At 35.5% G+C, this 16,569-nt stretch carries 21 protein-coding genes; 16 read left to right on the top strand and 5 right to left on the bottom strand.

Features of this window, described 5'->3' with window-relative positions:
- The first annotated feature begins 22 nt into the window (after positions 1-22).
- Entirely contained in the window at positions 23-1,237 is a 1,215-nt protein-coding gene (locus tag AC07UM_RS16680) for a hypothetical protein (RefSeq protein ID WP_494684204.1), read from the top strand.
- 353 nt (positions 1,238-1,590) lie between these two features.
- Entirely contained in the window at positions 1,591-2,076 is a 486-nt protein-coding gene (locus AC07UM_RS16675) for a hypothetical protein (protein ID WP_109738887.1), read from the top strand.
- Positions 2,077-2,143: 67 nt separating this feature from the next.
- Here the strand turns inward: AC07UM_RS16675 and AC07UM_RS16670 are convergent, their stop codons facing one another.
- Entirely contained in the window at positions 2,144-2,533 is a 390-nt protein-coding gene (locus AC07UM_RS16670; protein ID WP_494684203.1) for a Fur family transcriptional regulator, read from the bottom strand.
- Positions 2,534-2,621: 88 nt separating this feature from the next.
- On the opposite strand from AC07UM_RS16670, the gene AC07UM_RS16665 reads away from it, so the two are divergent.
- The 5 genes from AC07UM_RS16665 (at position 2,622) to AC07UM_RS16645 (ending at position 7,502) form a co-directional block, all read left to right on the top strand.
- On the top strand, positions 2,622-2,960 hold the full coding sequence (locus AC07UM_RS16665; protein WP_494684202.1) for a MerC domain-containing protein: 339 nt from the start codon (positions 2,622-2,624) through the stop codon (positions 2,958-2,960).
- 5 nt (positions 2,961-2,965) lie between these two features.
- Entirely contained in the window at positions 2,966-4,168 is a 1,203-nt protein-coding gene (locus tag AC07UM_RS16660; protein ID WP_494684201.1) for a GTP-binding protein, read from the top strand.
- Between the two features lie 78 nt (positions 4,169-4,246).
- Positions 4,247-5,644, top strand: coding sequence for an alkaline phosphatase (locus tag AC07UM_RS16655; protein WP_494684267.1), 1,398 nt, complete (start codon positions 4,247-4,249; stop codon positions 5,642-5,644).
- A 239-nt stretch (positions 5,645-5,883) separates the two neighbouring features.
- Positions 5,884-7,209 carry a phosphatidylserine decarboxylase family protein gene (locus tag AC07UM_RS16650; protein ID WP_494684200.1) on the top strand — a complete coding sequence of 442 codons (1,326 nt, stop codon included), beginning with the start codon at positions 5,884-5,886 and terminating at the stop codon, positions 7,207-7,209.
- 131 nt (positions 7,210-7,340) lie between these two features.
- The gene (locus AC07UM_RS16645) at positions 7,341-7,502 is read left to right on the top strand and encodes a hypothetical protein (protein ID WP_494684199.1); all 162 of its coding nucleotides are present in this window, start codon (positions 7,341-7,343) and stop codon (positions 7,500-7,502) included.
- 11 nt (positions 7,503-7,513) lie between these two features.
- Here AC07UM_RS16645 and AC07UM_RS16640 read toward each other — a convergent pair whose 3' ends face one another.
- On the bottom strand, positions 7,514-8,338 hold the full coding sequence (locus AC07UM_RS16640; protein ID WP_494684198.1) for an anti-sigma factor: 825 nt from the start codon (positions 8,336-8,338) through the stop codon (positions 7,514-7,516).
- A gap of 1 nt (position 8,339) precedes the next feature.
- Entirely contained in the window at positions 8,340-8,909 is a 570-nt protein-coding gene (locus AC07UM_RS16635; RefSeq protein WP_494684197.1) for an RNA polymerase sigma factor, read from the bottom strand.
- Between the two features lie 90 nt (positions 8,910-8,999).
- Between AC07UM_RS16635 and msrB the strand changes: the two genes are divergently transcribed.
- The 4 genes from msrB (at position 9,000) to AC07UM_RS16615 (ending at position 11,834) form a co-directional block, all read left to right on the top strand.
- Complete coding sequence (gene msrB, locus AC07UM_RS16630) at positions 9,000-9,515, top strand: peptide-methionine (R)-S-oxide reductase MsrB (RefSeq protein WP_494684196.1); 516 nt, start codon at positions 9,000-9,002, stop codon at positions 9,513-9,515.
- A gap of 119 nt (positions 9,516-9,634) precedes the next feature.
- Positions 9,635-10,204 (top strand): fasciclin domain-containing protein, encoded by a 570-nt coding sequence (locus tag AC07UM_RS16625; RefSeq protein ID WP_103233456.1) that lies wholly within the window; start codon positions 9,635-9,637, stop codon positions 10,202-10,204.
- An 82-nt stretch (positions 10,205-10,286) separates the two neighbouring features.
- A complete protein-coding gene (locus tag AC07UM_RS16620; protein WP_103233457.1) occupies positions 10,287-10,997 on the top strand; it encodes a ferritin-like domain-containing protein in 711 nt (236 codons plus the stop codon).
- A gap of 24 nt (positions 10,998-11,021) precedes the next feature.
- The gene (locus AC07UM_RS16615) at positions 11,022-11,834 is read left to right on the top strand and encodes a ferritin-like domain-containing protein (RefSeq protein ID WP_124531583.1); all 813 of its coding nucleotides are present in this window, start codon (positions 11,022-11,024) and stop codon (positions 11,832-11,834) included.
- A 251-nt stretch (positions 11,835-12,085) separates the two neighbouring features.
- Here AC07UM_RS16615 and AC07UM_RS16610 read toward each other — a convergent pair whose 3' ends face one another.
- Positions 12,086-12,679, bottom strand: a complete 594-nt coding sequence (locus tag AC07UM_RS16610) for a suppressor of fused domain protein (protein WP_494684195.1) — start codon at positions 12,677-12,679, stop codon at positions 12,086-12,088.
- A 392-nt stretch (positions 12,680-13,071) separates the two neighbouring features.
- On the opposite strand from AC07UM_RS16610, the gene AC07UM_RS16605 reads away from it, so the two are divergent.
- From AC07UM_RS16605 to AC07UM_RS16590, 4 genes are read left to right on the top strand one after another with little or no spacing between them, the layout of a single operon-like run.
- Complete coding sequence (locus AC07UM_RS16605) at positions 13,072-13,362, top strand: NTF2 fold immunity protein (RefSeq protein WP_494684194.1); 291 nt, start codon at positions 13,072-13,074, stop codon at positions 13,360-13,362.
- Complete coding sequence (locus AC07UM_RS16600; protein ID WP_494684193.1) at positions 13,352-13,699, top strand: hypothetical protein; 348 nt, start codon at positions 13,352-13,354, stop codon at positions 13,697-13,699. Before AC07UM_RS16605 ends, AC07UM_RS16600 begins: the two co-directional genes overlap by 11 nt.
- 3 nt (positions 13,700-13,702) lie before the next feature.
- Positions 13,703-14,005, top strand: a complete 303-nt coding sequence (locus AC07UM_RS16595; RefSeq protein WP_494684266.1) for an immunity protein Imm33 domain-containing protein — start codon at positions 13,703-13,705, stop codon at positions 14,003-14,005.
- 25 nt (positions 14,006-14,030) lie between these two features.
- The gene (locus AC07UM_RS16590) at positions 14,031-14,774 is read left to right on the top strand and encodes a DUF6882 domain-containing protein (protein ID WP_494684192.1); all 744 of its coding nucleotides are present in this window, start codon (positions 14,031-14,033) and stop codon (positions 14,772-14,774) included.
- Positions 14,775-14,845: 71 nt separating this feature from the next.
- Here the strand turns inward: AC07UM_RS16590 and AC07UM_RS16585 are convergent, their stop codons facing one another.
- On the bottom strand, positions 14,846-15,634 hold the full coding sequence (locus AC07UM_RS16585) for an XRE family transcriptional regulator (RefSeq protein ID WP_494684191.1): 789 nt from the start codon (positions 15,632-15,634) through the stop codon (positions 14,846-14,848).
- A gap of 447 nt (positions 15,635-16,081) precedes the next feature.
- On the opposite strand from AC07UM_RS16585, the gene AC07UM_RS16580 reads away from it, so the two are divergent.
- Positions 16,082-16,366, top strand: a complete 285-nt coding sequence (locus tag AC07UM_RS16580; protein WP_494684190.1) for a bacteriocin-like protein — start codon at positions 16,082-16,084, stop codon at positions 16,364-16,366.
- Positions 16,367-16,569: the final 203 nt, after the last annotated feature.

The following is a 16,569-nucleotide window of genomic DNA, read 5'->3' as shown; positions in this document are numbered from 1 at the left end:
TTTTGCGAATACAAATTACAATATGTTGAATAAGATACTATTGGCAGCCGGTATTATTCAGTGCTGCTTTTACAATATCAAGGCTCAGAGTGCCGGAGCACATCCGGTATATACCTCAGAATGGGGACATCTCTATCGCGAAAATGGAAATAATAAGGATCTTTTAGGAATATTTTCTACCGAGGCTCCTGTTTACCTATTAGATTCCACCCAAACACAATATAAAGTGCAGGTAAGTAATGGTGATATTGGTTTTATAGACCGTCAGCCTTTACAAAAGACCATGCGTGGCAAAAAATCTTCCGGCGAACCGGTTCAGTATTTCTATCGGGGATCACAAGGACAGCAATGTCCGCATTTTTATATACAGGTGTCTGAACTTCGTGTACGGAAAGCCCCTACAACCGAAAGCCCAGCAACACGAAGGGCTGCTTTAAATGAAATGGCCTGTATAGATTATGTTCCTTTATATCAGGATGGCTGGGTCTATATTGGCGATCATTTCCACGAAAATCCTGAATATATCCAAATGAAATATCTGGGTAATGAACTTACTTACGATAAAGTTTTGAAAGAATATCTGGCAGCGAAAGGCAAAAACAAAGAAAAGGAACTCACTCAGGTTGGAAGATTGCGTGAAATTGCATGGCTGGAAGAGAAAAATCTTAAACAGGCCTTACAATATTGGAAAGAATCTTATGCAAATGCAGGGGTAGAAAATCCCAAAATAGATATTGACTTTGAACTTCTTCTGGCAGATCAATTTGCAAAAAAACCTGGAACAGAAGCTTATGAAAAAAAGCTAAAAGCCTTGAATATGCATTTCATATGGAAGGAGACCCAACTATTTGATGGGAAAATCACGGATGCACAGGTGAAACAACTGCAGATGTCGAAAGCTAAAGATATTCCCAATATGCCGGAATGCGGCTGGGAGCCTCAATATTTTTATAAAAACCCTAATATCATTATTGCTTTTGAAGAATATAAAGGGAAAGTTTCCGGAAGTATTTACAAAATGTCCTTCAGCAATGGTGAAGCTTTGGTTTTAGGAAATGAGCGTATGGATTCCAATTATGATGAAAAGAATTTTGTAACCCGTTTTGGTGATATGCTTTCTGCGCGATGGATTTCTTCCCCCCACGAATATCACATTCAGAATGGGGATGCGGGACTCTTTATTTTTACCTTTAAAGATGGAAAGCTTTTCAGCTACGAATGCATGTTTTATTGTTAAATAAATTGTTAATCATTCATATCAATAGAAGCGGGCTAAGGCCCGCTTATTTTTTTGTTTTCGATAAAGGCTTCAGCCAAAACTTAATACCTTCTAAATTTTGGCTGAAGCCATAGGATTTTATTCTTATTATTAAAACAGACTAAATTTCGTTCCTATTGAATATTTACAATTATTAAGAGTGAAATTTTCAGATGATTTATATATCACTAGAGGCGGGCTTCAGCCCGTTTATTTTATTATTGTTCACAACAAAGGCTTTAGCCAAAATTTAATAAACAGATATAATTTTCCTACAATTGTGATTAAATTTTAAAGCTGTATCTTTACACTACCAAACAAAATATTACAATATGTCATTTATAACACCGGAAGGAGCCAGGAAGGCTCAGCTATCCCTTGCCGAAAGAGCACCCGTTGCTCATGCCGTTCTCTCAGGAGCAGAGAATATCTCGAAATATAACAGTGGAGTATGTCATGACGTGGTTGCCTACGCTTTGTATATGCGCGGAGCCAGGATAAGTCCTTCTCAACTGGCAGAATCAGCTGGACAAAAATGGTTAACCTTATTTAATTATCCGGCAGGAGAAAAATGGGACGGATATTCACCTATTCCTGCAGGAAAAGCGATTGGTTTCTACAGACTTATCGATAAAACTTTTTTTCATTCAGCAATTACCACAGGAAACGGAAATGAAATAAGATCTGTTAATGGATTTTCATTAGGATCGGCATGGTCTGTCCCTGTAGATATGAAATGGGTATTGGGTAAAAAGAATTCTGATGGCACTTTCAATTATGACGGTACCAAAATAGAAGTATATATCTCTTCTTTATAACAATAGTCTAAAAAGTAAAAAGGCAGATCAGCAAATTCGCTTTTTTACCTTTTTACTTTTTATATTTCTAAGCATCAGCACACTTCGGGCAAATTCCGCTGATAATGAAGTTATACTCCTGCGCAATAAAATGTTCAGGCAAGCTGATTTCTGGAATCGCATTTTCTATGCATGTTACAGAATGACATTCCTTACAATTGAAATGAACATGATTGTGAAAATGCTTTTCATGTGTACATTTTCCACTGCATTTTGCAAAATTCACCACTCCGTCAATATTGACGATCTTGTGTACAGCCCCTTCATTTTCAAGCCTTTCCAATACTCTGTAAATGGTTACTCTATTGCAGAGATCTCCCAATTTTTTCTGAATATCAGAGTGGGTAAGCGCTATATCTGAACTATTAATAAGGTTTAAAATCTCAGTTTTAGCATGGGTATTTCTGACCTGTTTCATATTTTAATGCAACAAAGTTGCGTTATTTAAGTTTTTTATCTATACTTTTGCAACAAAGTTACGATAAGAAAATTAATCCCATACTATTATGAAATCAAAAATTCTTGATGCTGTAGGAATCTCCGCTGCCGTTTTATGCCTGATTCATTGTATTGTCTTTCCATTATTACTGATTGTTCCTTTAGGAATATCGCATAACCCTTATATCGATCTGATTTTTCTTTGTATAGGTGCTGTGGTTGTATTCCGGGTAACTAAAAAGATGGAAAGCCGCTGGTTGAAATTTTTATTTTGGATATCTGTGAGCCTTATCTTCATCTCTGTACTCACAGATCTGATATTTGAGATTCATATTCCTCTGATTTATGTTGGAACTGCTGGTTTAATTGCAGGTCATATCATCAATTTTAAACATCATAAACATTAAGATACATGACTAAGAAACTTCCTGTAACGGTGCTCAGCGGCTTTTTGGGAGCTGGCAAAACCACATTATTGAACCACATCCTGCATAATAAGCAAGGCTTAAAAGTAGCTGTGATTGTGAATGACATGAGTGAGGTCAATATTGATGCACGTCTTATTGAAAATCAAAACACGCTTTCAAGAACAGAAGAAAAGCTGGTAGAAATGAGCAACGGATGCATCTGCTGTACACTTCGCGAAGACCTGATGGTAGAAGTAGAACGTCTCGCTCACGAAAATCGTTTTGACTATCTTCTGATTGAAAGTACCGGAATAAGCGAACCTATTCCGGTTGCCCAAACCTTTACTTATATTGACGAAGAAAGTGGTATTGATCTTTCCCGTTTCAGCTATGTAGATACAATGGTTACGGTAGTTGATTGTTTCAACTTTATGAAAGATTTTGGCTCTAATGAACTTCTGACAGATCGTAACCTTACTGATATGGAGGGTGACTGCAGAACCATTGTCAATCTTCTTACGGATCAGATAGAGTTTGCTAATGTTATTATTTTAAATAAAACAGATCTTATCAATGTTGAGACCCTTGGTTTTTTAACAGCTGCTATCAAGAAATTAAATCCTGATGCTGCTATTCTTCATTCGGAATTTGGCAAGATCAATCCACATCAGATTTTAAATACCCAGCTCTTTGATTTTGATAAAGCGCAATCTTCTGCCGGCTGGCAAAAGGAATTACAGGCTGAACATCATACTCCTGAAACGGAAGAGTATGGTATAAGTTCTTTTGTATTCAGAGACAAAAAACCTTTTCATCCTGCTAGACTATGGCAATATCTTACTCATCATTATCCGGAAGGAGCCATCAGAGCGAAAGGTTTGTTTTGGCTGGCATCGAGACCCGATGATGCTTTGAATTTTTCTCAGGCAGGAGGTTCTTTCCGTCTGGAAAAGGCAGGTGTCTGGTGGAGTAGTATGCCGATGCATCAGAGAGTACAGTATTCTTCTTTTGAAGAAAATCAGAAATTCATTGAAAGCAGATGGGATAAAAACTGGGGTGACAGAATCAATGAACTTGTATTTATTGGTCAGAACCTGGATAAAGATCAAATGTTATCCGACCTTCAAAGCTGCCTTATTAATGATTACGAAAAAGAGCAATTTGATAAGAAACAGGATTTTGAAGATCCTTTTCCAGAAAATATTTAAAATTAACCTTTAATTAATGCAACAATGTTACGATAAAAAATTAAATACAATATCTTGCAGCATTATTTTTACAGCAATATGGACAGAAGAAAATTTCTAAAAGGTTCAGCATTACTTTCAGGGTTATTGACTTTATCACCATCAGATCTCTGGAGTTTTGGGAGGAATATTGAAAAACCGCATGCCGGAAAAGCAAAGAATATCATCTTTATGGTAAGTGACGGGATGAGTCTTGGGACCCTCTCTATGGCAGATTTATATTCCCGCAATATTTTGGGAAAAGGAAGTCACTGGATGAATTTATATCAGGAGAAAAAAGTGACCCGCGCTCTGATGGACACCGCCTCAGCCAGCTCTATTGTCACAGATTCTGCGGCGGCGAGCTCAGCCTTCGGAGGTGGAATAAGAGTTAAAAACGGAGTTCTGAACATGGGAGCTAATGGTGAAAAGCATCTTCCTATATGGCAGAAATATAAAAAAGCAGGGAAAAAAGCAGGCTGTGTGACCACAGTAACCATTACCCATGCCACTCCTGCAGGTTTCTGTATAAATTCTTCCAAAAGAAATGCAGAACCTCAAATAGCAGAAATGTATGCCGAACTGGAACTGGATGTCTTGTTAGGAGGTGGAGATGAATTCTTTAATCCTGCAAAAAGAGAAGACAAAAAAGACCTTTATTCTGTCTACAGTAAAAAAGGATACAGAGTTCTGAAAACACAAAAGGACTTGAAAGAAATCAAAAAAGGGGAGAAACTCTTAGGAATTTTTAATACAGGTGCTTTACCTTACAGTATTGACAGAGCTCACCTTCCGGAATACAAAAACACACCCACTCTTGCCGAAATGGCAAAAACGGCCATTGATCAGATGAAAGAACACCCCAATGGTTTTGTTCTTCAGGTAGAAGGCGGAAAAGTAGACTGGTCTGCACATGCTAATGATGTAGCCGCACTCATCCATGATCAGCTGGCATTTGATGAAGCCGTAAAAGCGGTAATGGATTTTGCAGAAAAAGATGGAAATACCCTGGTCATCATTACGACAGACCATGGAAATGCCAATCCGGGAACGATCTACGGAAACGATGCTACAAAGAATTTTAACAGCATTTCAGATTATCAATATACCAATGAATATATTCTGAATAAGATTCAAAAAGAGTATTCGATGAAAGATATTAAAGACTGGATTTATGAGGGCAATAAAATTATTCTGAATGATGATGAAGCCAAGCATCTGATGAGCTTTTACAACGGGCTTGAAAAAGAGGATGCAGGGTTGTATAATTATAAAAAGCTGCCTTTCAAGCTCTATTCAGAAATCCAGAAAAGCAGAAATTCTGTAGGATGGATCAGTATGGATCACTCCGGAGATTATGTGGAAGTAGTAGCGTATGGTCCTGGAAATGAACTTTTACAGCCCTTTATTAAAAATACAGATTTGCATGATTTGATGCTGAAGGCATCTCCAATATAAACTACACCGTATTTTTTCATATTCATATTTTACATTTTTAACAGGTTGAGGAAGCAGAGTGAATAAAATTCACTCTGCTTTATTTTATATTAAACACAAGTTCCTTCCAGTTTTTAAATGAGATTTTAAGTATTTCTACGTATATCACATTAGGTAGAAATACTATTGTCACTTTTTATAAATAGAGGTAACTTTATAGTATCATTGAACGTAAAAAACAACCTCAAAACACTCCTATTATGAACCATGTAAAATACAGAGTGGGGAAGTGGCTTCCCTCAGACAGAAAGTTTCTGAATAGCTGGCTGGAGAAAAAAGTACATCAGGCCAAAAACAGCAGACTTCCTATGAATCCGGCTGTAGATGATCTTAAGAACGCTATATATAATGATCCTATTTTGTATATGAGTTTCACCAGCATGTATGATGAGATCCCACAAGGCTATAATGAGCCTGTAAAAGATTTCCAGACCATGCTTCTTATTATCAATCAGGTTTTACAGGAAGCACCCTGCTACAGCGTGATAGAAGATAATATAGGACTGGTAGGATTTCCCATAAATGCAATCGTAGACTGGGCTATGGGAACTCAGGCAGGATATTTAACATTTCTTCATCCGGAAGTTAATCAAAAACTAAGTGTTATTTTGGGAGAATGGAAGAAGTTCCTGGAATCTCCGGCATCACAATATGTACTTGTAAATGGTCCTGTGAATCAGCCGCAACCGGATTATACCAATCCTCTAGGCTGGTTTTCTCCACAAGCTTTAGAAGCTATTGCTGCCATGGATCCTTTGAGAGGAAAGGGAAATAGCCCTGAAGATCCTTTGCAAAATTTCATTTATAATTATCAATGCCAGCCTCATCAGCCTTATTTTGGATTCAAGAGCTGGGATGATTTTTTTACCAGACAATTCAATCCTGGGGTAAGAGAAGTAAGTGAGGAAGATAAAGACCCTTCGGTCATTGTTAATGCATGCGAATCAGCTCCTTACAATTGTGTCACCAATGCCCAGATGAAAGATAAATTCTGGATGAAAGGACAGCCTTATTCTTTACTGGATATAATGAACCATCATGAACTAGCACAGAAATTTGGGGATAATAGTACTGTTTACCAGGCATTTCTTTGTGCTAAAACCTATCATAGATGGAACAGCCCTGTAGATGGCATCATTGTAGCCATTCAGAATGTTCCGGGAACCTATTACGCTGAAGCTCCTATTGAAGGATATGACCCTTCAGGTCCCAATGATTCTCAGGGGTATATTACAGAACTTGCCGCCCGCGCCCTGATCTTCATCCAGTCAGACAATGAGAAAATAGGCCTGATGTGTTTCGTAGCGATTGGTATGGCAGAAGTTTCCAGCTGTGAAATTACAGTGAGAGAAGGCGACCATGTTAAAAAAGGAGATCCTATCGGGACATTCCATTTTGGAGGATCTACCCATTGTCTGATTTTCAGACCGGAAGTCAATATTGATTTTGATTTCCATGGACAGACTCCATGCCTGAATACCTACAACATTCCTGTGAAAGCAAGAATTGGGGTAGTCACAAACTAAATTATACGTCTATAATCATATTTTATACAAAGAAGTAGAACAGTATCTGCTTCTTTGTTTTTTTAATACAAATCAGACCACTGAATTTCTTTTTCACCAATACGGAAAGTATGCCTGACTAGGCCCGGAAGATGTCAAATCTTACCCCTGTAACCCATTTTATCAAAGTAGTAAGGCTCATTGTACTGAAAGGAAGTCATTTCTCTGAAATAAAAACTGAATTCTTCTATCTGATAGGCTTTGCTGTTGTTCTGAACAGTCTTGCGGTCTATAATTACAGAAAGACAAATTAAAATGGGTGGAATTAAATTCCGCCCATTACAAACATATTTTCCATAGTAGGTACTGTACTTCCGCCTTCTTTTTCAAGAGTAATTGCAAAAGCCTGAGCTTTTGATATATTGGCCAAAGCAATCCTGCTGTCTTTATCCTCAGTGTACATTCCTGCACTTACCGGTTTTCCATCTTCAATAGCCCAAAGCTGATACTGCATTCCAGTAGGAGCTTTAGGAAGCTTTTCTGCATTCAGATAGACTTCTTTTGTTTTTTTATCCCAGAAAACCATTGCTTTTGCATCCGTATGCTTTTCTACTCCTTTCAGCATCACCATCTGCATATCAGGATTGGAGAACATGTCAAGCTTCTGATTCATTTTCTGCATTTCCCGATCCTTAGCCTGTTGATCTGCAATCAGCAGAGACATTTCCTTTTGATTGTCAGATTGAGTATTCATCCAGAATAAATTTCCGGCAACACTCACAAGGAACAATACGGAAGCCGCTATTGCATAGGTTTTCCAATGGGTATTTCCCTGAATATTCTGCCTGCCTGTGCTAATTTCTGTCTGATCTTTTGCTTCAGTAATATCCGCCGAAAGAATAGGAGGTATTTCTTCAACAGTTTGTTCCTGTTGAATTTTATTCCAAATCTTAGATTTCAAATCGCTTGGAGGTGTTATAGCCTGTGCTGTAGCAAGACTTTCCAAAGTTTTCTGTGCTTCTTCAAAAGCCGTTTTTACTTCAGCATTATTCTTCATCACACACTCCAAAATCCCTGCTTCCTCAGGAGAAGCATGGCCTAGAATATAAGATTCTATAATTCCGGATGATATGTATTCTTTAGTGTTCAATTTATTGATAATCTTTTAACAAATCTTTTAATTTTATCAATGCATTACGCATTTTCGTTTTTACCGTTCCCAGCGGTATTTTCAGTTTTTCGGATATTTCATGTTGGGTATATCCCTGATAATAAGCAAGATTTATAAGCTCCTGCTTGTCTACTTCAAGGCCTTCAAGTACATTATTAAATCCGATATAATCGGAAGAATTATTAGTTGTTGAAAGCTCTGCAGTATTATATACGAAATCGGGAAGTGATTGGTTTTTAAGTTCATTCTGGAATGCTTTCGATTTTAAATAATCGATGGCTGTATTCCTTGCAATATTGATCATCCAGGTATAAAATCTCCCTTTAGAAGCATCGTACTGATGAATAGAATTCCATATTTTAACAAAAACATCCTGAATAATTTCTTCTGTATATTCTTTAGACTGAACGATTCGAAGAATAATCCCGTAGAGCGCACCAGAATAGTGGTCATACAGATAATGAAAACCATTTTCGTTTTTTTCTTTTAGTAAAACGATAAGTTCTTCTTCAGAATAGGTTGTTTTAATAGCGTTTATTTTTCTGTCCAAATGTAATAAAATAAAACATATTCCCAAAAAAATCCACATCAACTTTTATTTCGTACATGATTTTAAGAAAATAATTAAAAAATAGTCAATATGAAAACATTAGTTTCAAAAACCATACTTGCTTTTTGTCTTACCTTATCCTTAGGGACCTACAAAGCACAAAGCAACCTTTTTAAAATTAAAAATCCCTATTACTCACGCACCGCAGAAAACACTCTAAAAGTAAGCAATAGTGAATGGAAAAAGATTTTAAAACCAGAACTCTATCAGGTTGCCAGAGAAGGAGCTACAGAAACGGCTTTTACCGGGAAATATAATGAATTTGATGAAAAAGGCACTTATTATTGTGCTGTATGTGGAAATGCTCTATTTATTTCGACTTCCAAATTTGCAACTACCTGCGGATGGCCTTCTTTTTATCAATCTATTCGTAAAAATAGTGTCAAGTACAGAAAAGATACCTCTTATCATATGGAACGTACAGAGGTTCTGTGTGGCAGATGTGATTCTCATCTCGGACACGTTTTTGATGATGGCCCAAAACCCACAGGAAAACGTTTCTGTATGAATTCTGTCTGTCTTGAATTTGTCCCTGATAAAAATTAATACACTGATTTACAATTATTTAAAATAATTTTCACTTTTTTTCAATCTAAAACAAAACCAACCTCGTAAATGACATTAAAAGCACAACTAAATATAATTAACTAAAAAATAATCACACAATGAACACACAATCAAAAATCACAGTTTTAGCAATGGTAGCTTTATCATTTGCTTTCAGCGGAAAGGTAACTGCACAAACGATGAAAGAAAAAACAGTAATGGTAGGAGGAGCTCCTATGTATCCTTCTAAAAATATCATTGAAAATGCTGTCAACTCCAAAGATCATAAAACTCTTGTCGCTGCAGTAAAAGCTGCCGGTCTGGTCGAAACATTACAGGGAGCAGGACCTTTTACGGTATTGGCACCTACAGATGCTGCTTTTGCAAAACTTCCGAAAGGAACAGTTGAAAACCTTGTAAAACCGGAAAATAAAGCAATGCTTACTTCCATATTAACGTATCATGTTCTCTCTGGAAAATACAGTGCTAAAGACATATGGGCTGCTGTAAAAGCAGGAAATGGGAAAAGCATGATGAAAACAGTACAAGGTGAGGAGCTTACTTTCTGGACAAAAGGAAAAGATCTTTATATAAAAGATGCCAAAGGAAACAGCGCCAAAGTAACCATTGCTGATGTGAACCAATCTAATGGGGTTATTCATGTAATAGATACAGTTTTAATGCCATAACAATTTGTAAGATTTCAAACAGCATATTTCAATATGCTGTTTTTCTTTCTTTTATTTATCCTAACACTAAAAAATTAATATTATGAAAAAACCAATTCAGGTTTCTAATCAGGGAGTAACTCTTGATACCAGCAGAAGAAACTTTTTAAAACTAAGTGGAGTAGGATTGGCTGTCGCAGGTCTGACTTTAATAGGCTGTGATGACAATGATGATTTTCAGATTATAGAAGAATCCAAGTATGATCTTGGAACAGGAGATGTAGGAGTTTTAAATTATGCCTACGCCCTTGAGCAGCTGGAAGCGGATTTCTATACGAAAGTGGTGAATAATTTTTACACCGGAATTTCCAGTATTGAAAAAGAAGTTTTTACAGATCTCTATCATCATGAAGTGATACACAGGGATTTTTTCAAAGCAGCGATAAGCGGAGCTACTGATCATGTGCTGCCTAAGCTGGAGTTCCAGTATCCTAATGTGAATTTTAATGACCGAAACTCGGTGCTGGCTACTGCAAAAGCATTAGAAGATACTGGTGTAGCAGCCTATAATGGTGCTGGAAAATACATTACCAATCCTGCTTACCTTGTCATTGCCGGTAAAATAGTTTCAGTGGAAGCAAGACATGCTTCTGCGATCAGAAATCTAATCAATCCCGGATCTGCTGACTTCTCAGGAGATGATGTTATTGATGCCAACGGACTTGATCTGGCGAAAGAGCCTAAAGACATTGTAATGGCTGCCGGAGCATTTATCAAAACACCTTTTACCTGGAAAGAAAGAGGGATCAACTAATCATTCACCTTAAAAACTCACATTATGAATATTCTTAGATTATTGGATAAACTTTCTTATGATAAGTTTTTCACAACAGAAGCTTCAAGACTGGAAACCATTACGAATATGTCATTATTCGGAAAAAAAGCAGCTACAGCAGCGGTACCGCTTGGATTGGGAGCGCTGATGGCTACTCCTGCCAAAGCAGAAACTACAAAAACATTAACAGGTGCTGCGCTAAAAAGTACGCTGACGGATGCTTTACAACTGGCATTGGTACTGGAATATCTTGAAAATGAATATTACAGCATAGGATTATCTACACCGGGATTGATTCCCAATGGTGACAGAACTGTCTTTATGCAGATCTCAAAACATGAATCGGCTCATGTCAGCTTCCTGAAAAGCACCCTCACTTCTTTAGGAACAACTCCGGGGAATAAACCTACTTTTGATTTTACAGCAGGTGGAAATTTTACCCCTTTTACAAGTTATAATCAATTTCTTATTCTTGCTCAGGCTTTTGAAGATACGGGAGTAAGAGCTTATAAAGGACAAGCCGGAAACGTCATGTCCAATAAAGTAGTGCTTCAGGCTGCATTACAGATTCATTCCGTTGAAGCAAGACACGCTTCACAGGTAAGAAGAATGAGAGCTAATAAAGGATGGATTGAGCTTGCCGATGGAGGAAGTATGCCTTCAGCCACCAATCCGGTTTACGCCGGAGAAGACAATGTAAACCAGGCGGGTTACAATACATCAACTTTATTTGGTGCAGCAGCCGGTTCTGCAGCGTACGACGAAGTTTTAAGTGGTAGCGATGCACAAACTATCGCTTCCCTGTTTATAGTTTAGTTGTGATTTGGATGATGTAAAGTGGTGTGTCCATTTCCGGAGATGCCCCCGGAAATGGACTTTTCAAAAAAAATCATTCGTCAGGCCTTAAAAAAACACATCATTAACTGCTTCAATTCACCCGAACTCATACTTAAAGTACCGTATCTGATGATACGGTACTTTTTATTTTTATACTGGATACCTGAATAATAAATAAGGGTTTTATTCTTTACTTGTAATCAGAAAGGGATATAACAAAGACAGTAGTATTAAATAATTGATTTTCTATTAATATCAAATAAGTCAATATCTTTTTCTTGAAATAGGTCTTCCAATATTGATGCTCCGTTTTCTATTCTGTATTCGAGTTCTTTATCAGAAATTGGAATGCACAAAAGCCAATGTACAGTTTTCGTTTCAAGTTTCAATGGTTCTAATTTATTCGCCCACAAAAAGGGTGATACAAACATAATATGCTTCATTTCGGAAGTTTCATTGTACATCTCAATAATCCTAATAAACACTGAGCCTGGTTGACATTCCCAACTCTTATTAATAATATAAAATCCTGATTTAGAAAGAATATGGGCCAACATATCGCAATCTTTATATCCAGCAATTAAAAGCTCTATTGGGATATTTTTAAAACTATTATCATTCATTTTAATTTTGTTGGGATAGTCAGACAAACCTATAGTACCACAAGTTTTTATTCTTCTATAAAGAGGATCATCACATGTGAAAATATCGATAAAATTCTTTTTGTTTTCATCATAATGACGGTCAATCATTTTATTAATACCAACGATAGTTGTTATGTAATTAGAAAGTATTTTGTTTTCTTCAAAAGCTTGTTTAGACATAAAATTAAATTTATTGAATATAATATATTTTGGTTAATCCACACTGCACAAAGAGCCCAATTCGAATACGGAGCAATTAAGATTGAGATCATAGTTAGCTTGTTGGATTCCACTACACCATTGATATATTGAGTTTTTTCTCTGTCAAGAAGACTATTATGATTTCGTTCAGAATAAGTATATTTACAACTATATGGATCAAGTAGGAAGCGTTAGGCTGTTGTATTACAAAGATGCTTCCGGAAACGTAAAAATAGACAGAACAGCTCATTATTATCCTTTCGGGTTATAGGTTGTGGGAAGTCTTTAAATTGAATTGATGAACAGAAGACAAGAACAAATACCATTGATAAATCAAAAACAATGACCACGTCACCAATAGTTTATTTAAAATGAAATATTATGCTTTTATATTATTAGTTTATCTTTCTAGTTGTGAGAAGAGAATATCTAAGATTATATCCAATAAGGAAATAGCAATTTCTGTAGCTGAGAAAAAATGGAAGGAAGCTTATGGTAAATCAGCAATAGATAAACAAAAACCGTTTGTTGCAGAAAAGAAAAACGATAGTATTTGGATTGTACATGGAAATTTTGCATCACCTCCAACAATAGGAGGTGTTGCGTATGCAGAAGTAAATATAAAAACAAAAAAAGTGATTAAATATACCCATGGAGAATAGAAATAGTAATCTTTGGAATTTTAAGAATATCTCAATAAGATCAGATGATAAGAGTTTATTTACCGAAGGACTATTTTTTATTATTGGGAAAGAATTGAAGCTACATATAGGCAGTTATAAAAATGAAGACTACTTAGAAGTAATCAAATATCTCATTAACTACTGTGTAGATACTAATCCAGTAATTACAGGTACCCAAAATATAGGATATTATTCATGGCTTTTACAATTTAGACTAGATGAAGATAACCGCTATGATCTATATGAAGCAAACGCTGATGGTAGTGGTTTTAATAAAGGTTGTGATACGGCAATTTCAGTTGTTAGACAGCAATGAGAAATATGTTGGCAACAAAATCTTATTCCTCTTTTTCCAAACTTTAATCAGTCGGTTGTTATATCAGATGGTGTTTACGAAGGAAGAGATATTGAAGGAATTAGATATGACTCACCTTCGGATGAGAGTGGATGGTATCTTATCACGGATGACTATAATGACGATATTAAGTCATTAAAAATGGTACACTTTTATCATGTTGCTTTTGCTCGTCCTGATATTTTGAAATATTTAGCTATACCTTTCGGCTTCAGATTTATCATGAAAGAAGGAAATATTGAAATATGTAAGAATGAGGAAGAATAATTCTCAATTAGAATAATATTAGAACATGGATTACGAAGAATATAGTAAGCAAAGATTAGATGACTTGGTTCAAATCCAGGATAAGTTCAAAGAAATTTATAAAATTGATTCATATGCAAATTGGTTTTATGACAGTGAATTAGAACTTTTAAGGTTATATAACGATGATAATGATGAAGTCTATTTTAAATATATTCCAGTAGGAACCTATTCCTTAAAATCAAAGACATGGATGTGGAGTTGGTATAATAAATATTCTCTGGAAAAGAATAAAAAAGACCTTTTAATAATAAAGGGATTGGGTGTTAATAATAAATATGAAAAACTTCACAAAGGAACTTTTTCAAGTGATGAATATGATGGATGGGAATTATCTTCAATTTGTTTAGAGTTTTTCAAAGGTATTGGAGTATATAAAGTCAATACGGATGAATTAGAGAAATACATGTTAATCATCAATTTTGTTGATGAACAGTCATCAGATGTAAGAATGATGAAACAAAAGAATATGGATTGCTGTAGTCATGGATATTCACGCTCTGCGTTTGTCTGCCAACACTTAGATCTTAAAACTCCTAAAGGTTTTAATGAAGTATTTGATACCTATAAGGGAATGGATTTGGAGGAAGATGATGATTTACAGGCGTGGTGTAATGAATGTGAAGAGATTAGAATTGAATATGATGGCTGGAATGAAGAGTCTGAAAAGTTCGCAGAGATAACACTGATTTGTGAGAATTGTTATTTTGAATTGAAAGAATTTAATTAAAAAATACATTATATACTTAAAGTACCGTATCATCAGATACGGTACTTTTTATTATATAAGTAAGATCAATATTAAGACTGCTTACGGCGGCGGCCTGAAACTTTTTTGTCAAGATCTTTGATATCCTGTCTCAGTTCACGGAACATTTCTTTAAAATTATAGCTTTCATAATCGCCAGGCTCAAAGTCTTCCGGGAAAATTCCTGAAGCATATTGCCAGATTTCCACCACTTCTTCAAAAGGGATATCATAAGGCTCATAGAAAGAGTTATCAGCGCTTACAGAGATTGTATTTTCTTTTGTTTCCTTAAAACGTTTATAGGTAATACCATCATTCAGGGTTACAAAAACATAGGTTTTACCAGGTTTCAGTTCGTTGATTCCTTCTACATATTTTCCTACAATATAGGAACCGTTTCTGAATGGCGGCATAGAATCTCCATCTGCAGGGAAAGCTCTATATTTTCCATTGTTAAGAAAGGGAAGGGCAATACGCTGCAGGCTCTCAATATAATCCACATCACTGTACCCTTCAAGATATCCCATGGAAGCTTTTTGAGGAATAATTTCTATGGTATCATTCCCATGAGTATCTACAGCCACAGGAAGAACAATTCTATTATCAGGAAGTTTCAGCATATCATCCATTGGGTATTTCTGAATATCTACCGACAGCATAAGATCAATGCTTACATGAAAATATTTGGAAATTTTTACCAGCAGTTCGATAGGCGGTTCAGATATCCCGTTCTCGTATTTGGAATAACGGACTCTTGAGATCAACAGTTCGTCAGCTACATTCTGTTGAGAGAGCTTTCTTTTGGCTCTTAAAAAGCGTATATTATTTGAAAAAATTGACATTGATAAAAGTATGTCAGCAAAAATACAAAATTTGAATTCGTTATCAATAACTATGACAGGTTTTACCATCATAAGTAAAGAAATTTAACTTCATTGTTCCCGTTTTTCAAAAAAAGGGAATTTAAGGGATTCATACAATCAATTTTCAGGGTACAGAAATCTTGTTTTTTGGTAAATAAAGAGGGTATTACAATCTTTAAATAATAATCACAAATAAACAGAATATGATGCAAAAATAATAACTCTAAATTTCGCAAATTGAGTTATTATTTTTAACATTTAGAAAATCAATCAGATATAAATAAAAATGATATTTTCATTAAAAATACTTTATATTAATGAAATATTAAATTATATAAATATTTAATTAATTTATTCAAAAAAACTTGCAATCATATATTTATTATTCATATATTCGTGATGTAATAATCATATAAAATTATAGTTATGAAAAACTTAAAAAAATTAGACAGAAACGAATTAAAAACTATTTCAGGTAACGGATTACTAGATCCAATTGGTGGACTACTAGGTGGACTAGGTGGTGTTATCGGTGGTGTAGTAGGTGGTGTAGGAACTGTCGTTGGCGGTGTTGTTAGCGGTGTAGGTTCTACAGTAGGTGGCGTAGTAGGTGGTGTAGGTACTATTGTAACTAACGCTTTATGCCAAACACAATGTGTTGTGAATGGTGTAATCCACATCAAATTACTTGAGTGCGGTTCTACTTGCTAATCAGTAAGTTTCGACATTAAAAAATTCTACCGCTCTGAAAAGAGCGGTATTTTTATGTACAGCTAGTACGTACTATAAAAATCTGCAAATTTACTTTCCTTAAATATAAATACGATCAACATATGTAAAGGTTTCTTACCATTTAGCAGTCTACATTTGCTATAATAATTTTAAGAGAAATACGATGAAATCTATAGTATTAA

The organism is Chryseobacterium sp. GW821-FHT04C04 (genome assembly GCF_059420365.1).
The sequence above is the reverse complement of the archived record's forward strand: the minus strand, read 5'-3'. Positions and strand labels throughout refer to the sequence as shown.